Genomic DNA, 24,651 nt, shown 5'->3' on the forward strand with positions numbered 1-24,651 from the left:
TCCTGGCAGCGCGGCCGGATGGGTCAGAAATCGTAAGCGATCTTGCTGTACCAGTAGCCGCCACCGGGGTGGAACGGCGGGTTGCCGTAGGGCGCCAGGCCCAGCGGGCTGTACACCGCGTGCTTGTCCGGGCGCACGTCGAACAGGTTGGTGGCGCCGACGCTGACGGTCAGCTGGTCGAAGAAGGTGTAGGCCACGTCCAGGTCGGTGATCCACTTGGCGCCGAAGCTGCGGTCGCCGCTGGGGTTGACCGCGAGGGTCTTGACGCTGCCGTAGCGGGTGGTCTGCAGGTTGACCGCGAGGTCGTCGACCTTCCAGTTGGCGCCGAGGATCCACTTGGTCTCCGGGCTGGCCACGGTCAGGTCGCCTTCGCGGTCGCGGCCCACCAGGGTGATGCCGGAGCCGGCCAGGGACGCCGGGGTATCGCGCACATCCTCGATGCTGGTCTTGTTCCAGTTGAAGGCCAGGCTCCAGCGCACATCGCCCCAGGCGCCGAAGTCGGTGCTGTGATCGGCGACGATGTCCAGGCCCTTGGTGCGGGTGTCGTAGGCGTTGGTGTAGTAGTTGACCCAGGTGCCCGGAGCGACGCCCTGGCTTTGCAGGATGTTGGTGATGACGCCGTTGCCCTGGTCGTAGATGTTGCTGGTCAGGGTGATGCGGTCGTCGATATCGATCAGGTAGGCGTCGGCGGTGATGCTGGTGCGCGGCGCCGGTTGCCAGGTCACGCCGAAACCGAGGTTGCGGGATTTCTCCGGCTTGAGCTTGTCGCCACCGAGGGCCGCGGCCAGGCTGCTGTCGGACGGAGTCAGGCGGGTCACGGCCGGGACCACGTTGCCGTTGACGTCGGTAGCCACGCGGTTGTCGGCCACGGTGTAGCCGATCTGGGTCAGGGACGGCGCGCGGAAGCCGGTGCCGACGGTGCCACGCACGGCCCACTGGTCGGTCAGTTCGTAGCGTGAGTTGAGCTTGAGGCCGAAGGTGTTGCCGGAATCGTCGTCGTAGTGCTCGACGCGCCCGGCCAGGTCGAGGAACCAGCGCTCGGTGAGGTCGAAGCCGAGGTCGAGGTAGGCCGCGTAGTTGTTGCGGATCAGGCTGACCTCGTCTTCCGGGCGCAGCGTTACGGCGGCCTGGGCGCCGGAGGCGGCGGGGTAGCTGCCGGTGATATAGGCCTCGGGGTCGCCGGCGAAGGTGCTGAAGCGCTCCCAGCGATGTTCCAGGCCGGCCGAGACCTGTACCGGCGAGGTCAGGCCGAACAGGCTGTCGTAGCGCCGGGTCAGGTCGAAGTTGTTGACCCACTGCTCGAAGCGGAAGGTTGCCAGGTTGTCGAAGCTGGTCGGGGTCGCGGTGCCGAGGGACGGGTTGATATTGAAGTCGCTGGAGTGGTGGATGTTGTTGCGCCCGTAGGTGGTGCTCAGGTCCCAGTGCCAGTCGGCGCGTTCGCCCTTGCCGCCAAACAGGAACTGGTAGTCGCGGTCCTTGATGTTGTTCAGCGGGTAGTAGCCGTCGGGGAACAGCTCGGGTACGGCGGCGGTGCCGGTGGGCAGGCGGAAATAGTTGTAGGCCTCGGCCTCGCGTTCGCCGTAGGTGGCGTAGGAATACAGGGTCAGGGCGTCCAGCGGCAGCTCGGCGTTGTAGGCGACGTTGAAGGCATTGATCTCGGGGTCGCCGTTCTTGATCGCCACGCGGTCCCAGGCGGCTTCCTTCACCGGGTCGGCGAAGGCGCGCACGCTGCTGTCGGCCTTGCCGTTCCACGCCGCATCGCCGCGCTTGCGGGCATCGGCGGAGAGGTGCAGGAAGCCGCTTTCACCCAGCTTGAAGCCTTGGTCGCCGGCCACCTTGAGGGTCTCGCCCTGGCCGGAATAGAGCTTGCCGTAGCTGCTCTCGACATGGCCGCCGGAGGCGTTGGACTTGAGGATGATATTGATCACCCCGGCCACGGCGTCCGAGCCGTACTGGGCGGCGGCGCTGTCCTTGAGCACTTCGATATGGTCCACGGCGCTGACCGGGATCAGGTCGATATCCACTGCGTTGGCGCCGCTGTTGTCGATATTGCCGCGCTGGCCCACCGCGCCGTTATGCCGGCGTTTGCCGTTGACCAGCACCAGGGTGTAGGCCGGGCCCAGGCTGCGGTTGCTCAGGGGGCGGGTGACCGAGTTGTAGCCGGCGATATTGGTGCCGAAGTTGAACGACGGCAGCAGGCGCGAGATGGCTTCGGAAAGCTCGGCGCGGCCGGTCTTGAGCAGTTGTTCGCTGTTGATCACATCGATCGGCGCCGGGCTGTCGGCCACCGTGCGTTCCTGGCCGCGGATGCCGGTGGAGATCACGGTCACGGTGTCCAGGTGGGTGTCGTTGCTCGCAGCCTGTGTGCTCGGGGCGAGGCCGGCGAAGAGCAGGGCGGCGGTCAGGGCGCTGATAGGGAAGTGCTGGGGCATGGGCGGGCTTGGTCCGTCAAAGCTGGCACTGGCCCGGGGTGTGGGTGCAGGTGGATTGCCTGGGGTGTGGTGAAGGGGTGACGAGATCGTCTGGGGATGATCTTATTTTTATAAGAAATTGAGTGGAAATTCTTTTTTGGAATATCAATATTATTCTTTTTGGGAATTATTAATTTTGATAAATATGCATAAAAATGATTTTTAGTCAGTTGCACAAAACCCTGTGGGAGCTGGCTTGCCAGCGATAGGGCCCTGAAGAACACCGGTGTTCTTGATGGCCTCATCGCTGGCAAGCCAGCTCCCACAGGGATTGTTGTCGGGGTTTGGAAAAGTGGTGTGTCAGATCACATGGAAACCATGCGTCCCATCCCGCCCCAACTGCTCCACCAACCCGAACTCCCAGTCCAGATACCCCTGCATCGCCTCCCGCGGGTTATCCGTCCCCTCATACGGCCGGCGATAACGGTCGCTGCGCGGCACCGCCAGATTCGTCTCGCCGTGCTCCAGCGCCCGCCCTTCGGCAATCCAGCGCCCGGTGCCGCCTTCCAGCAGAAACACCGGCTTGCGCGTCAGCGTCTGCAGGTCCACTGCCGCAAAACGCGCCAGCAGGCTGCTGCCACACGTCACCACATAGCGCTCGGCCACCGGCAGCTTCTCCAGCGCTTGCGCCAGTTGCGCACGGATCGCCCAGTGCGCGCCGGGGATATGTCGCTGCACATAGTTGGCGCTGGTGGTGAAATCCAGCAGCACGGTGTCGCCGGCTTCCAGCCATTGCTGCAACTGCTCACCCTGGATCGACGGTGGTTGCGGCAGTTCGGGCAGCGGTGCCTGCCAGTCGCCGGTCTCGCTGAAGTCGCTGGCATCGAGTCCATCGAGCACCGCCACCTGCCAGCCCATCTGTGCCAGCCACGACGCGCTCATATTGGCCCGCACGCCTTCGTCATCCAACAGCACGATCCGCGCACCGCGCACGCTGGCGTTGTGATCGGTCTCCTGGACCAGTTGGCCGCCCGGGGTGGAGCGACTACCGGGCAGGTGGCCCTTGGCGTATTCCTCCGGGGTGCGCACATCGAACAGATAGGTAGTGCGGTTAGCCTCAGCCTGCCAGGTCGCCAGTTCACTTTTGGAAATACGCGCCACCCCGGCCTTGTCCGCCACGGCCCGGGCCTGGCGTGCGGCGTTGTCGCGGGTTTCAGCGCTGACTTCGACAAAGCGCTGCGCCTGCCCATGGGCCAGTTGCTGTCCGGCCAGGGTCCAGCCGATGGTGCCGTTGCGCAGGGCCGAGACCGGGTTGGGAATCCCGGCATTGACCAGCGACTGGGTGCCGATGATGCTGCGGGTACGCCCGGCGCAGTTGACGATGACCCGGGTCTGCGGGTCCGGCGCCAGTTCCGCCACGCGCAACACCAGTTCCGCCCCCGGCACGCTGATGCCGCCGGGGATGCTCATGGTCTGGTATTCGTCGAAGCGGCGGGCGTCGAGTACTACCACGTTGGCCTTGTCATCCAGCAGCTGCTGGACTTCCTCGGCCGCCAGCGACGGCGTGTGGCGCTTGGCTTCGACCAGTTCGCCAAAAGCCTTGCTCGGTACATTGACGTCACGGAACAGCTCGCCGCCGGCGTCACGCCAGCCGGCCAGGCTACCTTCGAGCAAGGCCACATCGCTGTAGCCCAGCTCGCGCAGGCGCTCGGCGGCACGCTTGGCGAGCCCTTCGCCATCGTCATACACGGTCACCTGGGTATCCCGGCGGGGCACCCGGGCGTAGATCTCGATTTCCAGTTTCGACAGCGGGATATTGGCCGCGAAAAGCGGGTGCTCCAGGGCGAAGGGCGCTTCCTCGCGCACATCGATCAGGGCCAGTTCATCCTTGGCCAGCAGGTGCTGGCGCAGCTCGGCATAGGAGCGGGTAGTCGCGGTGCTCATGGGGCGGGGTTCTCTTTGGACAGGTCCCAGATATTGGGCAAGCGGGTGTTGGAATAGCCGGAGATAAAGGGTTTCTCGCTACCGTCGGCGAGGTACACGGCGCGCTTCACTGCACCGATATTGGCGCCGTAGACGTGGATGCTGATGGACACCTGGTCGTCGTGGGCATTGCGCACTTCATGGATATCGCCGATGCGCGGCGACACCGCCTCGACCTGGCCGGGTGACAGGCGCACGGCATCGCCAGCCGGGATCAGCGCACCGCTGTCGGTGCGGGCGAAGCCCTGGGAATACTCGGCGCCACGCAGCATGCCGATCAGGCCCCAGACCCGATGGTCGTGGATCGGCGTGCGCTGGCCGGGACCCCAGACGAAGCTCACCACCGAGAAGCGCTGGCGCGAGTCGGCGTGGAGGAGGAATTGCTGGTAGCGCTCGGGGCTGGGTTGGGCCAGCTCCGGTGGCAGCCAGTCATCATGGGCTACCAATTGCTGCAACAGGTTCTGCCCGCGATCGAGGATGGCGGCTTCTTCGTGTTCCTGCTCCAGCAGTTCGGCCAGGTCGCCGATGAACCGGCGCAGGCGGTCGAGACGTAGGGGATGGGTCATTTTTCAAGGCTCAGGCTGCGGTTTCAAGGAACCCTAGCAACGGCAGGATCATTCTCAAAATTCGAATTCCGCATAAGCTAATATGCGAAAAAAGAATTTTAAAGATAAAAGATTATTCTTTATTTTTTGAATTAGCTTATGCCGGAAAAGAATTTCACAGCGGACGGTGCGACCGTTAGCTTATAAGCGATCGTTTTGAACATCCCCGTTCCTATAACCGTCCGCCTTCAGGGAGATCCAGCATGAGCGTGCAATTCATCGGCATGATCGGCCATCGGCTGTCATCGGAAACCATCGACGCCAGCGGCCCGATCTTCGACAAGGCGTACATCACCCGTTTCGCCCAGGTACATGAAGAGGCGGGTTTCGACCGTGTCCTGGTGGGCTATTGGTCTGATCAGCCGGACGGTTTCCTGGTCACCGCCCTGGCCGGGCTGGCGACGTCCAGGATCCATTTCCTGCTTGCCCACCGCCCGGGTTTCGTCGCCCCGACCCTGGCCGCACGCAAGCTGGCGACCCTTGAGCACCTGCTCGACGGGCGCCTGGCCCTGCATGTGATCAGCGGCGGCAACGACGTCGAGCAGCGCAAGGACGGCGACTACCTCGAGCACGACCAGCGCTACGCCCGCACCGACGAGTTCCTCGAGGTGGTGCGCAAGGTATGGACCGAGGAACGTCCATTCGACCACGCGGGTACCTACTACCAGGCAGAAAAGGCCTTCTCGGCGATCAAGCCCCTGCAGAAACCCCACTTGCCGGTGTATTTCGGCGGCTCCTCGGCGGCCGCGCTGCAGGTCGCCGGCAAGCATGCCGATGTCTTCGCCCTGTGGGGCGAGTCGCTGGAGCAGACCCGCGAGACCATCGCCGCAGTGCGTGCCGAGGCGGCTCGCCATGGTCGCGAGATCGAGTTCAGCGTGTCGTTCCGGCCGATCATCGCCGCCACCGAGGAGGCCGCCTGGGCCAAGGCCGAAAGCATTCTTGGCACGGCGCGCCAGCGTATCGAGCGCTCTGGCCCAGTGATCGCCAACAAGCCGCAGAGCGTCGGCGCCCAGCGCCTGCTCGACACCGTGGCCAAGGGCGAGCGGGTCGATGAACGGCTATGGACCGGAATCGCCGGGCTGGTCGGCGGCGGGCACAACTCCACCGCGCTGGTGGGCACCCCCGAGCAGGTGGCCGATGCCTTGCTGGCCTACTACGACCTGGGCGTGAAAACCTTCCTTATCCGTGGCTTCGACCCGGTGGTCGATGCTGAGGACTATGGCCGCGAACTGCTGCCGCTGACCCGGGCCAAGGTCGCTGCCCGACTGGCCTGATCCATTCCATTCAGCCCCCACGAGACCGCACGCGCGGATCGTCAACCACAGTGCCGGACACTGGCACCTGGAGAGCCCCGTGCGTACCCGACTGATTCCCGATGCCCGCGAATTGCTGGCCGGCCTGCTGTTTCTCGGCTTCGGCCTGGCCGGCCTGTTGATCGGCCGCGACTACGCCAGCGGTACTGCCATGCGCATGGGCGCCGGTTACTTCCCCTGGTTGGTCAGCCTGGCGCTGTGTGTCCTAGGCGTGGTCCTGCTGGTACGCGGCCTGGCGCTGTCGCGGGAAAGGGTGGCGCTGGGCGAGCTGTTCCAGGCCCGGCCCGGGCTGTCCATAGGCGGCAGCGTGGTGGCCTTCGCCCTGTCGCTGCCAAGCCTGGGCCTGGCCCTGTCAACCTTGCTCATGACCCTGCTCAGCGGCCTGGCCCGGCGCCGCGCCCACCTTGGCGAACTGACCGTGCTCGGTTGTGTGCTGGGGCTGTTCAGCGTGGCGGTGTTTGCCTGGGGCCTGGGCCTCAACCTGCCGGCCTGGCCGGTCTGAGGGCGCGCCATGGAACTGCTCGATCACCTGGCGATCGGCCTGCAAGCGGCCTTTACCCTGAACAACCTGCTGTACTGCTTCGTCGGCGTCACCCTCGGCACCCTGGTCGGCGTCCTGCCGGGGCTGGGGCCGGTGGCGACCATCGCCATGCTGCTGCCGATCACCTACGGCCTGACCCCGTCGGCGGCGCTGATCATGCTCTCCGGCATCTACTACGGCGCCCAGTACGGAGGCTCGACCACGGCGATCCTGGTCAACCTGCCCGGCGAGTCCTCCTCGGTGGTGACCTGCCTCGACGGCCATGCCATGGCGCGCAAGGGCAGGGCGGGAGCGGCGCTGGCCATCGCGGCGATCGGTTCGTTCGTTGCCGGCAGCCTGGCGATCCTGCTGCTGGCCGCCGCCGCCACGCCATTGGCGGAAGCCGCCTTGAAATTCGGCCCTGCGGAATATTTTTCGCTAATGCTGCTGGGCTTGGTGGCGGCCATCGTCCTGGCCCAGGGCGACGTGCTCAAGGCCATCGCCATGACCTTGCTCGGGCTGCTGCTCGGGCTGGTCGGCACCGATGTGAACTCCGGTGTCGAGCGCTTCACCTTCGGCATTCCCGAGTTGAGCGACGGCATCAGCTTCGTGGTGATCTCCATGGGCATCTTCGGTATCGCCGAGATCATCGCCAACCTCGAGCGCGATCACGGCGGCAAGACCCAGGTGGCCCGGGTCGGCAGCCTGATGCCGTCGCGGGATGACTATCGACGCAGTTGGAAACCGATCCTGCGGGGCACCGGGCTCGGTTCGCTGCTGGGCGTCTTGCCCGGCGGCGGGGCGATGCTCGGCTCCTTCGCCTCGTACATGATCGAAAAGCGCCTGGCCAGGGAGCCGGAGCGCTTCGGCCAGGGCGCCATCGAAGGGGTTGCCGGGCCCGAGTCGGCCAACAATGCCGGGGCGCAGACGTCCTTCATCCCCATGCTGGTGCTGGGCCTGCCGTCCAACGCGGTGATGGCGCTGATGGCCGGGGCCATGATGATCCACGGTATCGTCCCCGGCCCCCAGGTGATCGACGAGCGCCCCGAGCTGTTCTGGGGCCTGATCGTCAGCATGTGGCTGGGCAACCTGCTGCTGCTGGTGCTCAACCTGCCGCTGGTGGGCATCTGGGTGCGCCTGCTGGCGGTGCCGTACCGCCTGCTGTACCCGTCGATCCTGCTGTTCTGCTGCATTGGCGTGTACAGCGTCAACAACAGCCTGTTCGATGTGCTGCTGACCGTGGCCTTCGGCTTGCTCGGCTACCTGTTCATCAAGCTGCGCTGCGAGCCGGCACCGCTGCTGCTGGGCTACCTGCTCGGCCCGCTGATGGAAGAGAACCTGCGCCGGGCGATGCTGCTGTCCCGTGGCGATCCCACGGTGTTCTTCACCCGGCCCTTGAGCCTGACCCTGCTGATCGTCACTGCATTGGTGGTGCTGTTGATGTGCTCGCCACGCTTGCGCGCCACCCGCCAGGTGGCCTTCAGCGAAGACTGACTTTCTTCTCCCACTCGTCCAGGAATTGCCCCATGAAACTTGCCCGTTCCGTCACCTTCGTCCTGGCCGCTCTGGCCCTGGGCATTACCGGCCTGGCCCAGGCCGACAATTACCCGAGTCGACCGCTGACCCTGGTGGTGCCATTCCCGCCCGGTGGAGCGGCAGACACCATCGGCCGTTATTACGCCGAGCAGCTTTCCGCCTCGCTGGGCCAGCCGGTGGTGGTGGACAACAAGCCCGGCGCCGGCACGGCGATCGCCGCCGAAGCGGTGGCCAAGGCCAGGCCCGATGGCTACACCCTGTCCCTGGCCACGGCCGGACAACTGGCCATCCTGCCGAACCTGCAAAAGGACCTGCGCTACGACCCGGTCAAGGACTTCGCGCCGGTGGCGGTGGTGGCCTCGGTGCCGAACGTGGTGGCGGTGCAGGCGTCGAGCAAGATCGACTCGCTGCCGGCGCTGATCGCCGAGGCCAAGGCCAGGCCGGGGGCGTTGAGCTACTCGTCGTGCGGCAATGGCACGCTTTGCCATCTCTCCGGCGAGCTGCTCAAGCACCTGTCCGGCACCGACCTGCTGCATGTGCCCTACAAGGGCAGCGCTCCGGCAGTGACCGGCCTGCTCGGTGGCGAAGTGGACGTGGCGGTGGATACCCTCACCGTCCTCGCCCCGCAGATCCAGGCCGGCAAGCTCAAGGGCCTGGTGCTCAGCAGCGCCGAGCGCTCGCCGCTGCTGCCCGGCGTGCCCAGCGCCACCGAAGCCGGGTTGCCGGGGTTCGTCGCCTCGGGCTGGTTCGGCATCGTATTGCCCAAGGGCGCGGCGCCGGAACTGGTGGAAAAGTTGAGCGGGGCCATTGGCGTCATCGCCAGGTCACCACAAACCGCCGAGCGCTTCGCCCAGAACGGCATCAGCGTCGAACAGGGCACGCCTGCCGGATTCGCCGAATTGATCGCCGAGGATGGCAAGCGCTGGGGCGAGGTGATCGAGGCGGGGAAAATCACCCTGGAATGATGGGGCGGTAAATGCCCTTGCAGGCTGCGCGAGGCGTTGGGTCGCTGATCCAAAGAACACTGCAGGCCCTGTGGGAGCTGGCTTGCCAGCGATGAGGCCAGATCAGGCAACATCACTGCCCTTGCCGGCCCTATCGCTGGCAAGCCAGCTCCCACAGTGATTTGTGCAAGCCGCTGATCAGTCGCGGTACCCGCACAGGTAAGCGGTATCCACCGCTACCTTCAATTGGAACTTGGCATTGGCCGGAACACTGAACTGGCTGCCGGCGGAGCGGGTTGCACAATTCCTGAAGTGAGCTCAGCTCCCACAGGGATCACCTGAAATCATCTGTCAGGCCATCTCCACCTTCACCGGCTGCGCCCTTGTCGTGCACAGCGGCACCAGCCGCGAGCCGCTGTAGCGGCTCTGGCGAAACAGCTTCCAGCGCCCGAACAGCCCGTACACGTGCATTACCCGGCCTTGCTCCTGGTAACCCATGCGCAGGTGCAGCTTGAGGGCCGGCACGTTGTGGGTTTCCACCACATCCACCACCCGGCTGCAGCCACGTGCCTGCATGGCTTGCCACAGGCTAACCTGGGCATCCACCGAGAGCCAGGTGCCAAAATAGGCGGGGATCATTTCCCCGCCGAATTCGAAGAAGTCCCCCGGCGCCACCGGGAAGGTGCAGCCGTAGTAATGACGGTCGTGATAATCGCGGGTACTGGCCCAGATAAAGGCCACCGCGTCGCCCGCGTCATCCAGGTACATGTGCCCGACATGCCCTTCGCGGGCCAGTTCGCGCATGGTCCCGACGCGATCGCCGAAATGGCGGGCGAAGGCATCGGCATTGGCTTCGGTGATGGTCTCCAGGCGCACCGGCGGGTGGTCCTTGAGGCTATGCGGGCCGACCGGCGTCGTCAGGTCACGCTCCATCCACAACAGCTCCCAGTGGAAGAACACATGGCGGCGCCACAGGGTGAGAAGGGTGCGGCGCAGTCCCTTGCGCTTGAGTTGGACGGTCAGGGCAGTGAGTGCGCGCATAAAGCCTCCGGAGCAGGCTGTGTCAAGAAAATGAACTTTTTTTCATGTATAGCGCAGCAATTTGCCATCCCGTCAAAAACCCAGCGGGCCAGTTGTATCAAAATGTGTGAAATTCAACGCTCTCGCTCTATCACGGGCTTCGCAGCCGCGATTGAAAGATTTCGCGGAGCAGCCAGGCTCCTGACGTTAATCTGGCGCCCGATTCCCAAACCACGCGCCAAGCGTTTGCGGCGGGGCAGGGGCTGTCGTAGACTCCGGCGCAATTATTCCTACAAAGACCGCATGGCACATCCGACCCCCCAGGGTCACGGATGCCTTTGTCACGCGTGCGATTTGTACTGTTCAGGAGCTGTATCCCTCGCATGAATAGCCCCGTCGACGCCCGTAGCGGCAGCTGGCTCAGTGTCTTCGCCCTGGCCCTGGGTGCCTTTATCTTCAACACCACCGAGTTCGTGCCGGTGGCGTTGCTCAGCGATATCGGGCGCAGTTTCGAGATGCCGGCGTCCCAGGTCGGGCTGATGCTCACGGTGTACGCCTGGGTGGTGTCGCTGACCTCGCTGCCGATGATGCTGCTGACCCGTAATATCGAGCGCCGGCGCCTGCTGGGCCTGTTGTTCGTGCTGTTCAGCGTCAGCCACGTGATGTCGAGCATGGCCACCAGCTTCGGCATGCTCCTGGTCAGCCGGGTAGGGATCGCCCTGGCCCACGCGGTGTTCTGGTCGATCACCGCCTCGCTGGCGGTGCGCGTGGCACCGCCGGGCAAGCAGGCCAAGGCCCTCGGCTTGCTGGCGACCGGCACCACCCTGGCGATGGTCCTCGGCATCCCGCTGGGCCGGGTCGTGGGTGAAGCCCTGGGCTGGCGTACCACTTTCCTCGGGATCGCCGTGGTCTCGGTGGCGACCCTGCTCTGGCTGCTGCGTTCGCTGCCGCTGCTGCCAAGTCAAAACTCCGGCTCGCTGCGCAGCCTGCCGATCCTGCTCAAGCGCCCGGCGCTGATGTCGGTGTATGCCCTGGTGGTGCTGGTGATCACCGCGCAATTCACCGGCTACAGCTATATCGAGCCGTTCGCCCGGGAAGTCGCGGCGCTGAGCAGTGAAATGACCACGGTGTTGCTGCTGGTGTTCGGTGGCGCGGGGATCTTCGGCTCGTTCCTGTTCAGTCACTTCAGCGAGCGCTTCCCGCGCGGCTTCCTGATCGCCGCGATCGCCGCGCTGGGCGTGTCCCTGACATTGCTCCTGCCGTTTGCCGGGGTGCCGTGGTTGCTCTGCGCCCTGTGTGCGCTGTGGGGTATGGCGATCATGTGTTTCAGCCTGGCCTTGCAGTCCAAGGTCCTGCAACTGGCGTCGGACGCCACGGACGTGGCCATGGCCATGTTCTCCGGGCTGTACAACGTCGGTATCGGCGGCGGGGCGCTGCTGGGCAGCATCGTGGTGAGTCAGGTGGGGCTGTCGTATATCGGTGGCGTCGGCGGTTCCCTCGCCGTGGCCGGCCTGCTCCTGTGCCTGTACGCCACCTGGCGGTTCTTCGGGATTCAGCAGGGTCTCAGCGAGCGTTCGGTGAAGTAACGTTCCAGCGCCGAGGTGGAGGACGACGCCTCGGCCAGCGCCACGTAGCTGTCCGGGCGAATCAGGTAGAAGGCATTGCGCGCCAGCCCGGCCGCCTCGTGGGCCGGGCTCCAGGCGAACACATGCAGCGGAATCTGCCGCGCTGCGCACCAGCCGGTCAGGTCCTTGCCGGCAAGCCCGTAGACATGCACCTGCCAGCAGGGCCGCGCCAGTTCGGCGAAATTGTCTGCCGTTTCATCATGCGCCCAGGGCAGCCGGTCGCCACCATGCACATGCCCGGCCGTGCCGAAACTCAGCGGCATCAGCCGGTAGTTGAGGCCGATCTGCGACACCGTGCGGAACATGAACGAACGCACCTTGCCCATCGCCACCAGCCGCGACAGCAGCACCGGTGCCAGCCGCGTGCGCAGCAGATTGGCGACACGCCCGTTGGCGCTGATGAAGTTGAAGACCTGGTCGGTGGTCGCTACAAGGCGTTCGGCAAAGGCCTTGCGCTCGATTTCATAGCTGACCAGCAACTCATCGGTGGCCTTGCCATGCAGCACCGCAGCCAGTTTCCAGGCCAGGTTGATGGCATCGCCTATCCCGGTATTCATGCCCTGGCCGCCGGCCGGGCTGTGCACGTGGGCGGCGTCGCCGAGGAGGAAGGCGCGATGGCGGCGGAACTGTTGGGCCACGCGATGATGCACGCGGTAGGTGGAAAACCAGTTCACGGTCTCCACCTGGATCTGCATCTGCTCGATGGCGCGGTTGCCGACGTCGGCGAAGGTCAGCTTTTCCGGGTGTTCGGCGCGTTCATCGCGCACCGTGCCGATCAGTCGTACACGGCCTTCGCCAGCGAGGGGAAAGACTGCGACGAAGTCCGCCTCATCCAGGTCCACATGCAATTCGCCATCGATGGCCGGACCCGACGCCTGCACATCCGCGACATAGAACACCTGCCCATAGGTCCCGCCGGGAAAGCCGATGCCCAGGGCCTTGCGCACCACCGAGCGGGCGCCGTCGCAGCCGGCGAGATACGAGGCTATGCAGTCTTCTTCGCCACCGTTGGCCAGACGCAGGCGGGCCACGGTCTGGTGATCGTCCTGGCTCAGCTCCAGCAGTTCGGTATTCCACTCCACCTCGATGCCGAAGCCTTGCAGGCGCTCGATCAGCAGCTTTTCGTGTTCGTCCTGCGGGTAGATTTCCAGGAAGGGGTAGGGCGTCAGGCCGGCGCCGATATTCTGCAGGGAGAGCTTGGCCGCCGGCTGGCCGCGCACCCAGAGATTGGCCGCCGGGACCTGATGGCCGCGCTCGACCACGGTGTCGGCCAGATCGAGCTGGCGATACAGCTCCAGGGTCCGCGCCTGCACGGCCAGGGCGCGGGAGGTGGTGCCCGGTCCGCTCGCCTTGTCGACGATACGCACCTTGACGCCCAGCTTGCTCAACCACAGGGCGAGCACCAGGCCTGTGGGGCCGGCGCCGATGATCAGGACTTCTGTGTCATTCATGCCACGCTCTCCTGGTGATTGTCAGAAGAGTGTAGAGGTGGGCGTCAGTCTTCGCCGAAGCTGGCTGTGAGGAATTCCTGCACGGTCGCCAGAATCTCCCGCGACATCTCCTCATCCGCGCAGGCCCGGGCCAGGCCCAGGGCGCCGACCATGGCGCTAAAGGCGATCATTGCCTGTTTGCGTTTTTCGCCGTCCGCACCGCCCAGCAAATGAGCGATGCCCTTGAAGTTGGCGCGCAGCTTGTTGGTGTACAGCTCGCGGGCTTCACCCTCGACCCGGCCGATATCGCTGACCAGTGCGCCGACTGCGCAACCGGTACCGACGCCATCGCGGTGTGCGGGGCTCAGGTAGTCGCCGACCAAGGTGTTGAAGTCCTTGCGTTGCGGGGTTTCCGAGCGTTTGAAGGCGGTGTCCAGGGCTTCCGCGACAAGCTGGTCGCGGGACTCGAAATGCTTGTAGAAGCCGCCGTGGGTCAGGCCGGCTTCCTTCATCAGGTTGGCAATGCTCAGGCCGTCGAGGCCCAGCTCGCAGAAGCGCTCGGCGGCGATGGCGACGATGCGTTCGTGGGTGCTCTGCTTGCTGGCTTGGGAATGGCCCATGGTGGCGGTCTCCTGCGTGGTCCGGGGGCGGATCATAGCACCGGCCCCCGGCTGGCGGCGCGGCTTACCAGGTCTCGCCGAAGGGCCGCACTTCGGTCAGGAAGGTCCAGGCGCTGCGGGGTTGCTGGATCAGATGGCCGACTTCGGCGGCGATATCGTCCGGCTGGATAAAGAAGTCGTCCGGCTTGGTCGGGTGCATCTCGCGGGTCCACTGCATATCAATCACCGCATCGATCACCAGATAGGCCACGTGCACGCCTTTCGGCCCCAGATCCCGGGCGATGGACTCGCTCAGGATGCGCTGGGCCGCCTTGGTCGGCGCGAAGGCGGCGAAATGGCCTTTGCCGCGCAGGGCCGAGGTATTGCCGGTCACGATGATCGCGCCCTGGCCCTTGCCCACCATCGCCGGGGACAGCGTGCGGGCCAGATGGAGCAGGGCCATGACGTTGGTGTGGAAGTTGGTTTCCAGGGCCTGCGGGTCGATCTCGCGGAAATTGCCGAAGGTCGCACCCACGGCGTTGTGGACGAGCACATCGGCGTCGCCCAGTTGGGCCTTGATCTGGTCAAGGGTCTGTTCCAGTTGCGCGGTATCGCTGACATCCACCGGGAAGGCGTGGGTGTCGGGCAGTTCCTCCTGCAGCGCGGCGAGGCGTTCGGCGTTGCGGGCGAGCATGGCTACGCGGTAGCCGTCGTCGAGAAGGCGGCGAACGATGGAAGCCCCGGTGCCTGGGCCGACGCCGGTGACGATCGCAAGTTTTTTAGTGGTCATGGTTTCAGGCTCCTTTGGCTTGCTGGATTGCGGCGCGGACGAAATCGAGGCGGTCGTTGCCGAAGAACATCTCGTTGTCGCAGAAGAAGGTGGGCACGCCGAACACGCCGCGCTCGATGGCGAGGGCGTTGTTGGCGGCGAGTTGGGCGTGGACTTGCGGGGTGTCGGCGAGGTGCCAGAGGGTGGGGTCGAGGTTCAGGGATTGCAGGAAGGTTTCGCGGGCGCGTGGGGTGGTGAGGTCGGTGGTGCTGGCCCAGAGGGCTTTGAACAAGGCGGGGTGGAGGGTTTCGAAGGCGCCGGTTTGTTGGGCGGCGATGGCCAGGCGGACCAGCAGGGCACCGTCGAACTGGCCTTCGCCCATGGCCTGGAGCAGGGCGCTGTTGGGGGCGAAGGGGACCTGGTACAGCGCGGCCCAGCGGGTGGCGTCGATGCCGGAGTAGCGGAGTTTCGGTGGGCAGGCGGGGGAGGGTTGGTTGTTGACCTGCTTCATCACGGTGAGGATGTCGATGGGGAGGTGGTCGACGGGGTGGTCGAGGCTGGGCAGGCGGGTGTTGGCGAGGTAGGCGTAGGGGCTGCGGTAGTCGAAGACGGATTGGAGATTCATGGATCTCGGGCCTTTGGTGGGTGGCTGGGTGGGGTGGTGCTGGCGTGGATGTTATTCATCATCCTGGATGGATGTCAAATGACATCCTCATGATCGAGTGCAGAAGTTCAGGACCACATCGCCCCCATGTGGGAGCGGATTCACCCGCGATTACGGTGGCAAATTCACCACTGCAAACCCGACCAAACCCCCACGAAAGGCCCACGCCACCCCGCAATCCAGCGGCCACCAAAGACCCCTGTGGGAGCTGGCTTGCCAGCGATGAGCATGGGTATCTACATATCTCGCGTCGATGCGCAGATCTTCGACCGACGCGGTTTCAGGTAGGAGCGTGGCTTGCCCGCGAAGGGCCGCAGAGCGGCCCCAAAACCATCCAGCACGAGCTAGGTGGGGGAACCTGTTTTGGATTCAGCGCCTGCTTGGCCTCAGCGCCCCAGATATTCGGTGTGGCAGGTTTTGGGGCCGCTCTGCGGCCCTTCGCGGGCAAGCCACGCTCCTACAAATCCAGCGCAAGCCCAGCATCCGGGCCCGAACGAGAGATGTGTAGATACCTATGCAGCGATGAGGCCCGACCAGACACCCTCACTGGTCAGCTGTCTAGCCACCCAGGCCTCACCCAGACACAGGCATCAAGACTGACCCCGATAGTCCCGGACCAACCCGATCAATGTGGGAGCGGATTCATCCGCGATTGGCCGCAAAGCGGCCACAAAACCAGAGTCCCGAATCTGCCAGACAAACCCGGAACCCTGGATCTCATGGCTGACACGCGCAGTCGCGCAGAAAACAGTTATCGAACCACACCGCGATCACTGTGGGAGCGAGCTTGCTCGCGAAGGGCCGCAAAGCGGCCCCAAAACCATCCACTCCGGTGTCTCAGGCAAGGCAAGCCCTGTCGAACCGGCAAGCAACTCGAGAACGGATCAGAATCCTCCACCCTCCAACCCACCCCCACCTTCCCCCCTCAACAACGAATCAACCAACGCCTGACACATCTCCAACGAATGCTGAGTAGTCCAGGCCAGCGATCGCACCCGCGTCCCCGCCAACTCACAAACCTGGAAATTGGTTTCACTGGCCGCCACCAGCGTCATGGCCAGATGCGCCAGGGCATCTTCCATGCTGATGCCAGCACAGACGCTGAACAGGTGGGGATGGGTGTTGTTGCAGGAGCCGAAATGGGTGTGGGCGGTGGTGGGGCGTTGGGGCAGGGCAGGCGGATCAGGAACGATTTTCTTCATGGCAAAACTCCTTAATCAATCGGAGTCACCACGCACGCGACCAGACGATGGGTGGCGACTGTGCACAGGCTGGTCGACCGGGGACCAAGGCAACCCGGCGCACCCGAAGGCGCCCTGCGCACAGCCGCCATAAAACAGGCAGCGAACACATCACAGCGCCAACAGAATTGGAACGGCGCTTACGCGCCTTAGTACCGACAGGCGACCAAACCTGATCGCTGATTTGGCAGCGACCGGGGGAGGGTAGGTGTCGGCTCCATGGGGCGCAATGGGTGAAAGCGGGGTGGAAGTATGATTGGGAAATTGCCTACGTGAAAGGCGGAGGTGGCTGAAGATTCGTAGCTTTATACGTCTCGGGGTTGAAAATAGAGAGCTATGGGCTTGCTGTATCAAGTCCTCAATCCGACCACCACGATCTTTAGTCGATAAGATCTTCGGAGCTGGCTAAGCCTTCTCATTAGCTTTCGATGGCGACCTGTAGCCGGTCGGAACAGATAGATGTCGGTCAAAAGCGGTCGATGAGCAGGTGGTCACGGATTGATCCAAGATGGTAATACGTCCACTACGCGGCCTGGGATGACGCCCTCGATGTCTGAGATCAACGAAACCTCCCGTATGGCTGGTATGCGCTCTGGTTCCCCTTTTTATCCCTTCGGCATCGGTCCATTGCATGGATAGCTTGCGCAAACCGCCCAGTATTGGCTAAGGTCGAAAGCTGTAGTGGCTATGGGCCATGGCTCTCGCGCCCCGCGAGTAATAGTCTCAATAATAAGGGAATATATGATTAGCTTGGGTTCTAGCCCAATTGGACGGTGGCTCTTAATTTCAAAATCTTATTTTCGGCAGTAAGAAGGGACTGTGTCTGTTGAGTTTTTACTGTTCTGTTGTAAAAGCTAAATAATCTCTCATAAATTCACAGTGGAAATGATATGTTTGAAATAACGCTTCCAGAAAAATTCAATTCGGTGATTGAAGTAAATCAAAAGCTGAGCGGGTCTATAAAAATACTACTATCTAAGTTTTCTGAGTGGCTATATGAAAATCGTTTGACTTTTTTTCCGGAGTACACAGATCATGGTATTGCCCATGTGCAGAGTGTACTTAATACAGCGGAAAAGCTCATTACCCAAGAGGCTTTGAAGCTAGTCACTCCAGAAGATATTTATGTTCTTACATCATCGATTCTGCTACATGACTGCGCAATGCACATTGATAAGGCGGGGATGATAGAGCTGCTTGGTAATGATCTTTATAGTAGTAGCTTATTTGGTTATAGGATCGAAAAGTCTTTTTCCGAGGAGTGGGCATCTTTTGAGGGGGAAGTATCTAAATACACAGAGAAGGACTGGTATAATTTCTTTTCGGATGACTCGGTAGTTCAGTTTCCAAATTTAAAGAAAGAACTTTCAGAGAAGCAGTTTGTCATCGTAGGAGAGTTTTTAAGGAAGCACCATGCTAGAATCGCTCAGGTTATTGCTCTGCACGGGCTTCCGACAGCAAACGGTCCATTCAATTTATTCGACAAGCAACTTATCAACTTAAACGAACTCGCGGGGTTCGCCGCAAGAAGCCATAACATATCCCTTCGGCAAGCAATAGATTTACTCGGTGCCGATAATGCCCGGTTTCCTAAAAATACCCATCTAGCTTTTATTATGGGCGTGTTGAGAATATCGGACTATATTCAATTCGAAAATAAACGCACCCCTAAGTCGTGCTTCCAGATTCGAGCTTTTTGTAGCCCCGTGTCGATAATGGAATGGAAGAAGCAAATAGCAATACTGAATACCCATCATTATCATAATGATAGTGAATTGCTTTTTATAGATGCCAGTCCAGAGGATGCTGTAACCCTGAACGGAATTATGAAACTTACTCAGGGCTTACAGCGTGAACTTGATGGTTTTTGGGCTGCAATGGGCGAGTTGTACAGCCGTTATGGTGAAAAAAGTTCGCTCGGTATCGCATTGAGGAGAATACGTTCATCTATAGATGATCCTATCGACTACGTGGAGAGGCACTATAAAGAATTTCATCCGATCCTATTAGGATTCAAAACAAATGATGAGCGACTTTATCCGTTATTGACCAAGCCGCTATATGGTGATGAGCCACTTGTTGGGCTGAGAGAGCTAATTCAAAACGCCGTAGATGCGTGTAACGAAAGACTTGCGCATGAGACCGGTGAAAACCCAATACATAGCAAGGTCCCGCACAGCATAAGTATAAAAATAGATATACCGGCTGCCGAGCTATCCATTGAGGATCAGGGGACGGGTATGGATATAGAGATAATTTCTGAGTACTTTCTCAAAATAGGCTCTTCATATCGCTACTCTAAAAACTGGCAGGATACTTTTCAAAAGGGCGACAGCTCTTTAGTTCCCAGAACTGGCAGATTTGGTATTGGAGTTCTAGCGGGGTTCCTGCTCGGCGATAAAATTCAGGTCCATACCAGAAGATACAATCAAGAAGAAAGTCGAGCACTAAAATTCGAAATCTCCCCTTCTAGTCAGAATATCCAACTTCAATACCGTCCTAAGCAAGAAATAGGAACAACCATAAAGATATCATTGAATGACCATGCTATTAAAGTAATAAAAAGATACACCAAGCATGAGATTCACGAAAGGAAGTTCTCTCGTTATCTCACACCTTCCAAGGCAGATGAATGGCGTTGGTATTACCTAGATACACCACAGCTTGAGTTTAAAATAATTAGTGATGAGCAAATCGAAGAGAGTCTCCCGAACAGCTACCTTATAAGAAAAGAGTCTATTGCAAATGATTGGAATTTCGTGAGTACAGGTAGCTCTGTCTCATCATTCTGGAGACATGCTGAGCATCCTCACATATTCTGTAATGGCGTCGTTATACCAACAATAAGCTCCCCAAAAATAACTCTTGATGGCGCAATATTAGAGCATCACAGCCATTCTTATGAAATTTTGTATATTGACAATGATGCCGTTCTCCCCCTAAATCTCCAGAGGAATGGATTTTTGGGTGATGAATATTACGCAATAAATAAAATATCGCTTGATATGATAAGGAAGCATATATGCAATAGCGTATCTGAGTTAAAGTCCTATTTTAAGAGGCATAAAAAAATAGATAAAAAATCCATCAAGCCAAGTCAGAATTTTTTATTTAGAAGTTCTGGCTATCTATTCAAAAACAACACTGCTACACCTCTATTTAAGGGGTTTGATTTAAGCAAGTGTGGATACACCATAGTTGATTTCACAAAGCAATCCCTACGGCGAGGCTTGTTTTATAAGTCCCCCCAGGTTATATCGGAAGAGAGCTATGGGTATATATCCGCCTTCGAAATGGAAAAGCAGGGCGATTCTGTCCGGCGCGCGATAAATCTGCTCAATGTTGCTCGCTTGGAATCGCACTATGTTCGCGCAAAAAATTTGGGTTCCACTGAAGGTGTTAAATGTACTGGATGGATTTTTTTAAGTAAGTACGATTTCGCCAAGCTCGCAGACTCGGAGACTGAGGAACTAACCAAAAACTTAGCTACAAAAGATGTTGGTGACGACTGGGTGTCTATCACTAACTTACCTCAAGAGGAAATTCCAGCAGATATTTTGCGCTTGCTGGAAAACGGAGCAGATCTCAACTGCTTTATGTTTGGATTGCTTAAGCTTCCAGACCTGAGCGGGGTGGAATCGTCGTTTTATGAGGTTTGGAAAGAGCTAAAGCTTCCGAGTATATTAACTCCCGATAATATTTTGGAAGTAAGTATTTAGCTTTGCTGATTCGCCAGGCACTAACTTAGGAAGTTGTTCATTCCCATGCGTTGCGTGGGAATGCAGCCTAGAGCCTTTAGGGGGTAAAACGGCTCTTTCATGCTCTGTTGGGAAAACTGGAACAGAAAAATTCGCACAGATTTATTTTCCTGGTGGAAATAAGTCCGTTCTTTTTTCTATTTTCGCTGTTTCAGTTCTTCTGCGGACTCCGAAAGCTTTTGAGCGTTCTATCACAGGTAAGTCAGCTCCTAGGGCGGTGAACAACTGATCCTCTTTTAACCCTTGGTCTGCGGACACCCCGGCTGATCCGACAATTCCTCTACCACCAGATAATGCCCATTGGCGCTCCTCTTCACCACCAACGGCGCAGTAGCCCGATAGCTGCCCACAAAGCTGCGATCCCTGAAAACAGATCGTGACGCCCTCGGACCCCGATTTGATGATGGTGACCGCATACATCCAGCTTCTTTCATCGTCCACGGCACGCCAGGTGGTTTGTTCCGTCTGGACTTTTTCGACGATATGGTGGGGCGTCTGACCGAGTGTCGTGCCGTCCGGGAAGTTCATTGGGCGCAGTGAGTTCGGGAATGTATTGAGTTCGAGATTGGCGAGAATGTCCTGGGCGAGGGCGTCCTGATCAGGGGTGGGTGTGGTTGCCTGTGAGAGACCGCTGGCTGACAGCAGCGACGCTAGGGCGAGCAGGTTGAGGAGTCCTTTCATTACAAGTTCCCGAGGCTGGATATTGTCTTCAATGACGCGGTGGCTTGGGCGGGATTTGAACATGCTTAGGTTGCTGGAGTGCGACAGGCGCTTGGTAGATCGCATCAATCCAGACAGTTCGGTGTGGCAGGTTTTGGGACCGCCTTGCGGTCCATCGCAGGCAAGCCAGCTCCTACCCGGACCGCGTCGGCTAGAAGATGTCGCGCAACCCTGCGAAAACCTGGACCAAACCAAAGGTCCCAATAACCACAGCAGAAACCCCAGAGATCCCCCGCATCAACGAAACAGAAATCCTCTTGCGCAACACCGCCGTAACCCCACTCAAACACACCCACCACGCAGCAGACCCCAAAAACACCCCGGCAAGCATCGGCAGCGTGGCAAACCACAGTTCCCTGCCTTCCAACTGTTGCCCAGCGGACAATGGATCCAGCGCAGCAAAGATGGCAATGAACGCCAATATGGTCATCGGGTTGGACAGCGTTAAACCAAAGGCCGTCAAAAAATCACGGGTAACCGCCGCCGTTGCTGCCACCTCCGCCGCCTGCTTGGGCTTCAAGGCATCCCGCGCAATGCTCCACGCCAGCCACACCAGAAACGCCCCCCCAACCACCTTGAGAAACACCGCCAACGAAGGCGCAGCAGCGGCAACCCCGGTAACCCCAACCGCCCCCAGAAACCCATAAACCGTATCCGCACTAGCAGCCCCAAGCCCCGTCGCCAGCCCCGAGCGAAACCCCCGCTTCAGGCAGCGCTGAACACAGAGCAACCCAATCGGCCCCACAGGTGCAGCAATTGAAAACCCAATAACAAGCGATTTAGCGAACAACATAACCCTCTCCCGATAATACCCATTTGGTGTCGGGAAAATGGTAGATGGCCGCCCGATTGCGCAGAATGCGTTTTCCAAGGAATATTCAAGCTTTACCTAAGGAACTAAGGCATATGGACGATATCGACTGGAAAATCCTCGGACGCCTCCAAGGCAACGGCCGTATGACCTACACCGAGCTTGCCCGCCATGTGCATCTCTCGGTGCCAGCCGTCACCGAACGCGTCAAGCGCCTGGAGGAGGAGGGTGTAATCGAGGGCTACGCAGCCCGCATCAACCCAGTGGCGGCGGGCTACCAGGTCAGCGCAATGCTGGCCATGACCGTCCCCCAGCCTGCCAAAGCCAAATTCCTCAAGCTCCTGCAGTCGATCCCGGAAGTCCTGGAATGCCACCACATCACCGGAGCCGACTCCTACATCTTCCGCATAGTCGCCGCCAGCATGGGCGACCTCGAGCGGCTGATCGAAAAGATCAACCTCTACGGAGAAACGCGAACCTCAATCGTGATGTCCACCCCAATACCTTCAAGAGCGCTTGAACGCCCCGTTCGACCGGACTGACCGTTGTGCCCTCAGCGCCGAGCAGAAAGCTGCTGCGGCGCCAGGAACGCGTCGTGGAAGTAATTGCGGAACGCATGCATCGCCGGCGTGAATTCCCGCTCGCGATGCCAGGCAAGGCCGACGCTCATGGGGGTGACCTTGTCGGTGATGGTCACGGTTTCGATGCGCTTGCCCTCCAGCGACCACGGCCGGTGCACCAGGTCGGAGAGGATCGCCACGCCGCTGCCGTTGGCCACCATGCTGCGCACCGCTTCCACCGAGCTGGTGCGGACCCGCACGTTGGGCTGCTGGTGGGCATGTTCCCAGTAGCGCATGGCGCTTTGTTCGGCTTCGTCGACGGTCAGCAGGATGAACGGCTCGCGGGTGACATCGGCCAGGCTCACCGCCGAGCGTTCGCACAGCGGGTGGTGGCTGGGCAGCCATAGCCGGCGTTCGGAGTTGAACAGGGTTTCCGAGACGATGTCCGGGTGGGTGAGGTTCGAGGTGAGCACCACCGCCATGTCGAATTCGCTTTCCAGCAAGCCTTGCTCGATGGCCTGGCGCTCCCGTTCGTGCACGTCGATGGTCACATCCGGGTACCAGTGCTCCAGGCGTTGCAGGTGGTGCGGCAGGAAGTAGCCGATCACCGTGTAGCTGGCCGCGACGCGCAACAGGCCGTTGGCGCGAACATCCGGCAGCGGGCTGTTGAGGGCGTCGTCGACGCTGCGCAGGATCACGTAGGCCCGGTTGAGAAAATGCCGCCCGGCATCGGTCAGGCTCATGCCCTGGGCCGAGCGCTGGAACAGCAGCGCGCCGAGCAGGCCCTCCAGCTCCTTGATCGCGGTGGTCACCGCGGACTGGGAAATATTCAGATGAATCGCCGCCTGGGATATCTGCCCGATCTCCGCCGTGGCGACGAAATAGCGAACCTGGCGCAAGGTCAGTGACATGCAGACTCCATATGACGGGGTATCTGTTTTTCAGAAGATACACCCTCTGATAATAGATCTTCCCAAGGGGGTGGCCGGAATCTAACGTGGTCCGCATGAAGTCACAAGCGTCAGGAGCAAGTGTCATGCAGGCAGTAGATTTCAACTCGGACATGGGCGAAGGCTTCGGTCCGTGGACCATCGGCGACGGTGTGGACAATGAGCTGATGGGCTTTATCAGTTCGGCCAACATCGCCACCGGTTTCCATGCCGGCGACCCCGGCACCATGCGCCGCACGGTCGAGCAGGCCAAGCGCCTGGGCGTGGCCGTCGGTGCCCATCCGGGCTTTCGCGACCTGGTCGGGTTCGGTCGCCGCCATATCAATGCACCGGCCCAGGAGCTGGTGGACGACATGCTCTATCAGTTGGGCGCTCTGCGTGAACTCGCCCGGGTTCAAGGCGTGGCCCTGCAGCACATCAAGCCCCACGGTGCGCTGTACATGCACCTGGCCCGGGACGAGGAAACCGCGCGTTTGCTGGTGGAAAACCTGCAGCGCCTGGAGCCCGAACTGCTGCTGTATTGCATGCCCGGTTCGGTGATCTGGCGGATCGCCACGGAGCTCGGGCAACCGGTGATCCGCGAGTTCTACGCCGACCGCGAATACGACCTTAGCGGCTCCATCGTCTTCACCCGCAATGTGCGTGGCTACGACCCGGCGCAGGTCGCGGCGCGGGTGCTGCGTGCCTGCCAGGAAGGGGTGGTGCGCACGGTGGAGGGCGAGGACCTGCCGATCGCCTTCGATTCCATCTGTCTGCACAGCGATACACCCGGCGCCCTGGCGCTGGTCGAGGCCACCCGCACAGCGCTCGATGGCGCGGGGATCAAGGTGCGCGCACCGCGATAACGCAAGCGAAGACACCTGGCACACAGACGCCAGGGTTTACCCGATACACCGATTTTTTTTGCCTGCCTTTCTACAACTATTCCAAGAGGAACAGACATGGCGCAGCACACAGTCATCACCCCGTTGCCGGGCACGTTCTACCGCAAGGCCACCCCGGATTCGCCGAACTACGTCGAGGCCGGTGCCGAAGTCAGGGCCGACACGGTGATCGGTCTGGTCGAGGTCATGAAGCAGTTTTCCGAACTGACCGCCGGCACGGCAGGGCGCCTGGACGCGTTCCTGGTCGAGGACGGTGAACCGGTGGAGCCGGGTCAGGTCATCGCCACACTTCAAGACGCGTGAGGGCA

At 60.8% G+C, this 24,651-nt stretch carries 21 protein-coding genes and 1 pseudogene; 9 read left to right on the plus strand and 13 right to left on the minus strand.

Annotated elements, in window-relative coordinates; genetic code table 11:
- Positions 1–23 precede the first annotated feature (23 nt).
- The 3 genes from AC2CQI_RS03770 to AC2CQI_RS03780 all read right to left on the minus strand — a co-directional run bounded on the left by AC2CQI_RS03770 (position 24) and on the right by AC2CQI_RS03780 (position 4,960).
- A complete protein-coding gene (locus tag AC2CQI_RS03770) occupies positions 24–2,432 on the minus strand; it encodes a TonB-dependent receptor plug domain-containing protein (RefSeq protein WP_484579219.1) in 2,409 nt (802 codons plus the stop codon).
- Positions 2,433–2,771: 339 nt separating this feature from the next.
- Entirely contained in the window at positions 2,772–4,355 is a 1,584-nt protein-coding gene (locus AC2CQI_RS03775) for a rhodanese-related sulfurtransferase (RefSeq protein WP_484579220.1), read from the minus strand.
- Positions 4,352–4,960 (minus strand): cysteine dioxygenase family protein, encoded by a 609-nt coding sequence (locus tag AC2CQI_RS03780; protein ID WP_484579221.1) that lies wholly within the window; start codon positions 4,958–4,960, stop codon positions 4,352–4,354. The genes AC2CQI_RS03775 and AC2CQI_RS03780 overlap by 4 nt, the downstream gene beginning before the upstream one ends.
- Before the next feature lie 242 nt (positions 4,961–5,202).
- Between AC2CQI_RS03780 and AC2CQI_RS03785 the strand changes: the two genes are divergently transcribed.
- The 4 genes from AC2CQI_RS03785 (at position 5,203) to AC2CQI_RS03800 (ending at position 9,333) form a co-directional block, all read left to right on the plus strand.
- A complete protein-coding gene (locus AC2CQI_RS03785; protein WP_064303471.1) occupies positions 5,203–6,273 on the plus strand; it encodes an LLM class flavin-dependent oxidoreductase in 1,071 nt (356 codons plus the stop codon).
- 79 nt (positions 6,274–6,352) lie between these two features.
- Complete coding sequence (locus AC2CQI_RS03790) at positions 6,353–6,814, plus strand: tripartite tricarboxylate transporter TctB family protein (protein ID WP_484579222.1); 462 nt, start codon at positions 6,353–6,355, stop codon at positions 6,812–6,814.
- 9 nt (positions 6,815–6,823) lie between these two features.
- On the plus strand, positions 6,824–8,326 hold the full coding sequence (locus AC2CQI_RS03795) for a tripartite tricarboxylate transporter permease (protein WP_484579223.1): 1,503 nt from the start codon (positions 6,824–6,826) through the stop codon (positions 8,324–8,326).
- 32 nt (positions 8,327–8,358) lie between these two features.
- Positions 8,359–9,333, plus strand: coding sequence for a Bug family tripartite tricarboxylate transporter substrate binding protein (locus AC2CQI_RS03800; RefSeq protein WP_484579224.1), 975 nt, complete (start codon positions 8,359–8,361; stop codon positions 9,331–9,333).
- Between the two features lie 177 nt (positions 9,334–9,510).
- Here the strand turns inward: AC2CQI_RS03800 and AC2CQI_RS03805 are convergent.
- A pseudogene (locus AC2CQI_RS03805) lies at positions 9,511–9,603 on the minus strand (pyrimidine/purine nucleoside phosphorylase); the annotation flags it as partial.
- A gap of 60 nt (positions 9,604–9,663) precedes the next feature.
- Entirely contained in the window at positions 9,664–10,353 is a 690-nt protein-coding gene (locus AC2CQI_RS03810; RefSeq protein ID WP_075801834.1) for a GNAT family N-acetyltransferase, read from the minus strand.
- Between the two features lie 362 nt (positions 10,354–10,715).
- Between AC2CQI_RS03810 and AC2CQI_RS03815 the strand changes: the two genes are divergently transcribed.
- A complete protein-coding gene (locus tag AC2CQI_RS03815; protein WP_484579225.1) occupies positions 10,716–11,918 on the plus strand; it encodes a sugar transporter in 1,203 nt (400 codons plus the stop codon).
- Here the strand turns inward: AC2CQI_RS03815 and AC2CQI_RS03820 are convergent.
- The 5 genes from AC2CQI_RS03820 to AC2CQI_RS03840 form a co-directional block, all read right to left on the minus strand.
- On the minus strand, positions 11,885–13,408 hold the full coding sequence (locus AC2CQI_RS03820) for an FAD-dependent oxidoreductase (protein WP_484579226.1): 1,524 nt from the start codon (positions 13,406–13,408) through the stop codon (positions 11,885–11,887). The two genes, AC2CQI_RS03815 and AC2CQI_RS03820, sit on opposite strands and share 34 nt — an antisense overlap.
- Before the next feature lie 44 nt (positions 13,409–13,452).
- Positions 13,453–14,007 (minus strand): TetR/AcrR family transcriptional regulator, encoded by a 555-nt coding sequence (locus tag AC2CQI_RS03825; protein WP_484579227.1) that lies wholly within the window; start codon positions 14,005–14,007, stop codon positions 13,453–13,455.
- 64 nt (positions 14,008–14,071) lie between these two features.
- Complete coding sequence (locus AC2CQI_RS03830; protein ID WP_484579228.1) at positions 14,072–14,776, minus strand: SDR family NAD(P)-dependent oxidoreductase; 705 nt, start codon at positions 14,774–14,776, stop codon at positions 14,072–14,074.
- Between the two features lie 4 nt (positions 14,777–14,780).
- Positions 14,781–15,380, minus strand: a complete 600-nt coding sequence (locus AC2CQI_RS03835; RefSeq protein ID WP_484579229.1) for a DsbA family protein — start codon at positions 15,378–15,380, stop codon at positions 14,781–14,783.
- A gap of 923 nt (positions 15,381–16,303) precedes the next feature.
- Positions 16,304–16,621 carry a DUF3077 domain-containing protein gene (locus tag AC2CQI_RS03840; protein ID WP_484579230.1) on the minus strand — a complete coding sequence of 106 codons (318 nt, stop codon included), beginning with the start codon at positions 16,619–16,621 and terminating at the stop codon, positions 16,304–16,306.
- Between the two features lie 929 nt (positions 16,622–17,550).
- On the opposite strand from AC2CQI_RS03840, the gene AC2CQI_RS03845 reads away from it, so the two are divergent.
- Positions 17,551–20,379: an HD domain-containing protein gene (locus tag AC2CQI_RS03845; protein ID WP_484579231.1), complete on the plus strand. Its 2,829-nt coding sequence runs from the start codon at positions 17,551–17,553 to the stop codon at positions 20,377–20,379.
- A 141-nt stretch (positions 20,380–20,520) separates the two neighbouring features.
- On the opposite strand, the gene AC2CQI_RS03850 is transcribed toward AC2CQI_RS03845, so the two are convergent.
- Both AC2CQI_RS03850 and AC2CQI_RS03855 read right to left on the minus strand, forming a co-directional pair.
- Positions 20,521–21,162: a hypothetical protein gene (locus AC2CQI_RS03850; RefSeq protein WP_484579232.1), complete on the minus strand. Its 642-nt coding sequence runs from the start codon at positions 21,160–21,162 to the stop codon at positions 20,521–20,523.
- A gap of 127 nt (positions 21,163–21,289) precedes the next feature.
- The gene (locus AC2CQI_RS03855) at positions 21,290–21,931 is read right to left on the minus strand and encodes a LysE family translocator (RefSeq protein WP_484579233.1); all 642 of its coding nucleotides are present in this window, start codon (positions 21,929–21,931) and stop codon (positions 21,290–21,292) included.
- Positions 21,932–22,044: 113 nt separating this feature from the next.
- On the opposite strand from AC2CQI_RS03855, the gene AC2CQI_RS03860 reads away from it, so the two are divergent.
- The gene (locus tag AC2CQI_RS03860; protein WP_484579234.1) at positions 22,045–22,491 is read left to right on the plus strand and encodes an Lrp/AsnC family transcriptional regulator; all 447 of its coding nucleotides are present in this window, start codon (positions 22,045–22,047) and stop codon (positions 22,489–22,491) included.
- A gap of 11 nt (positions 22,492–22,502) precedes the next feature.
- On the opposite strand, the gene AC2CQI_RS03865 is transcribed toward AC2CQI_RS03860, so the two are convergent.
- Entirely contained in the window at positions 22,503–23,420 is a 918-nt protein-coding gene (locus tag AC2CQI_RS03865) for a LysR family transcriptional regulator (protein ID WP_484579235.1), read from the minus strand.
- 125 nt (positions 23,421–23,545) lie between these two features.
- Between AC2CQI_RS03865 and AC2CQI_RS03870 the strand changes: the two genes are divergently transcribed.
- The gene (locus tag AC2CQI_RS03870; RefSeq protein ID WP_075805306.1) at positions 23,546–24,304 is read left to right on the plus strand and encodes a 5-oxoprolinase subunit PxpA; all 759 of its coding nucleotides are present in this window, start codon (positions 23,546–23,548) and stop codon (positions 24,302–24,304) included.
- 96 nt (positions 24,305–24,400) lie between these two features.
- The gene (locus tag AC2CQI_RS03875; protein WP_484579236.1) at positions 24,401–24,646 is read left to right on the plus strand and encodes an acetyl-CoA carboxylase; all 246 of its coding nucleotides are present in this window, start codon (positions 24,401–24,403) and stop codon (positions 24,644–24,646) included.
- Positions 24,647–24,651: the final 5 nt, after the last annotated feature.

It is taken from the genome of Pseudomonas sp. P2S-1, assembly GCF_057197725.1.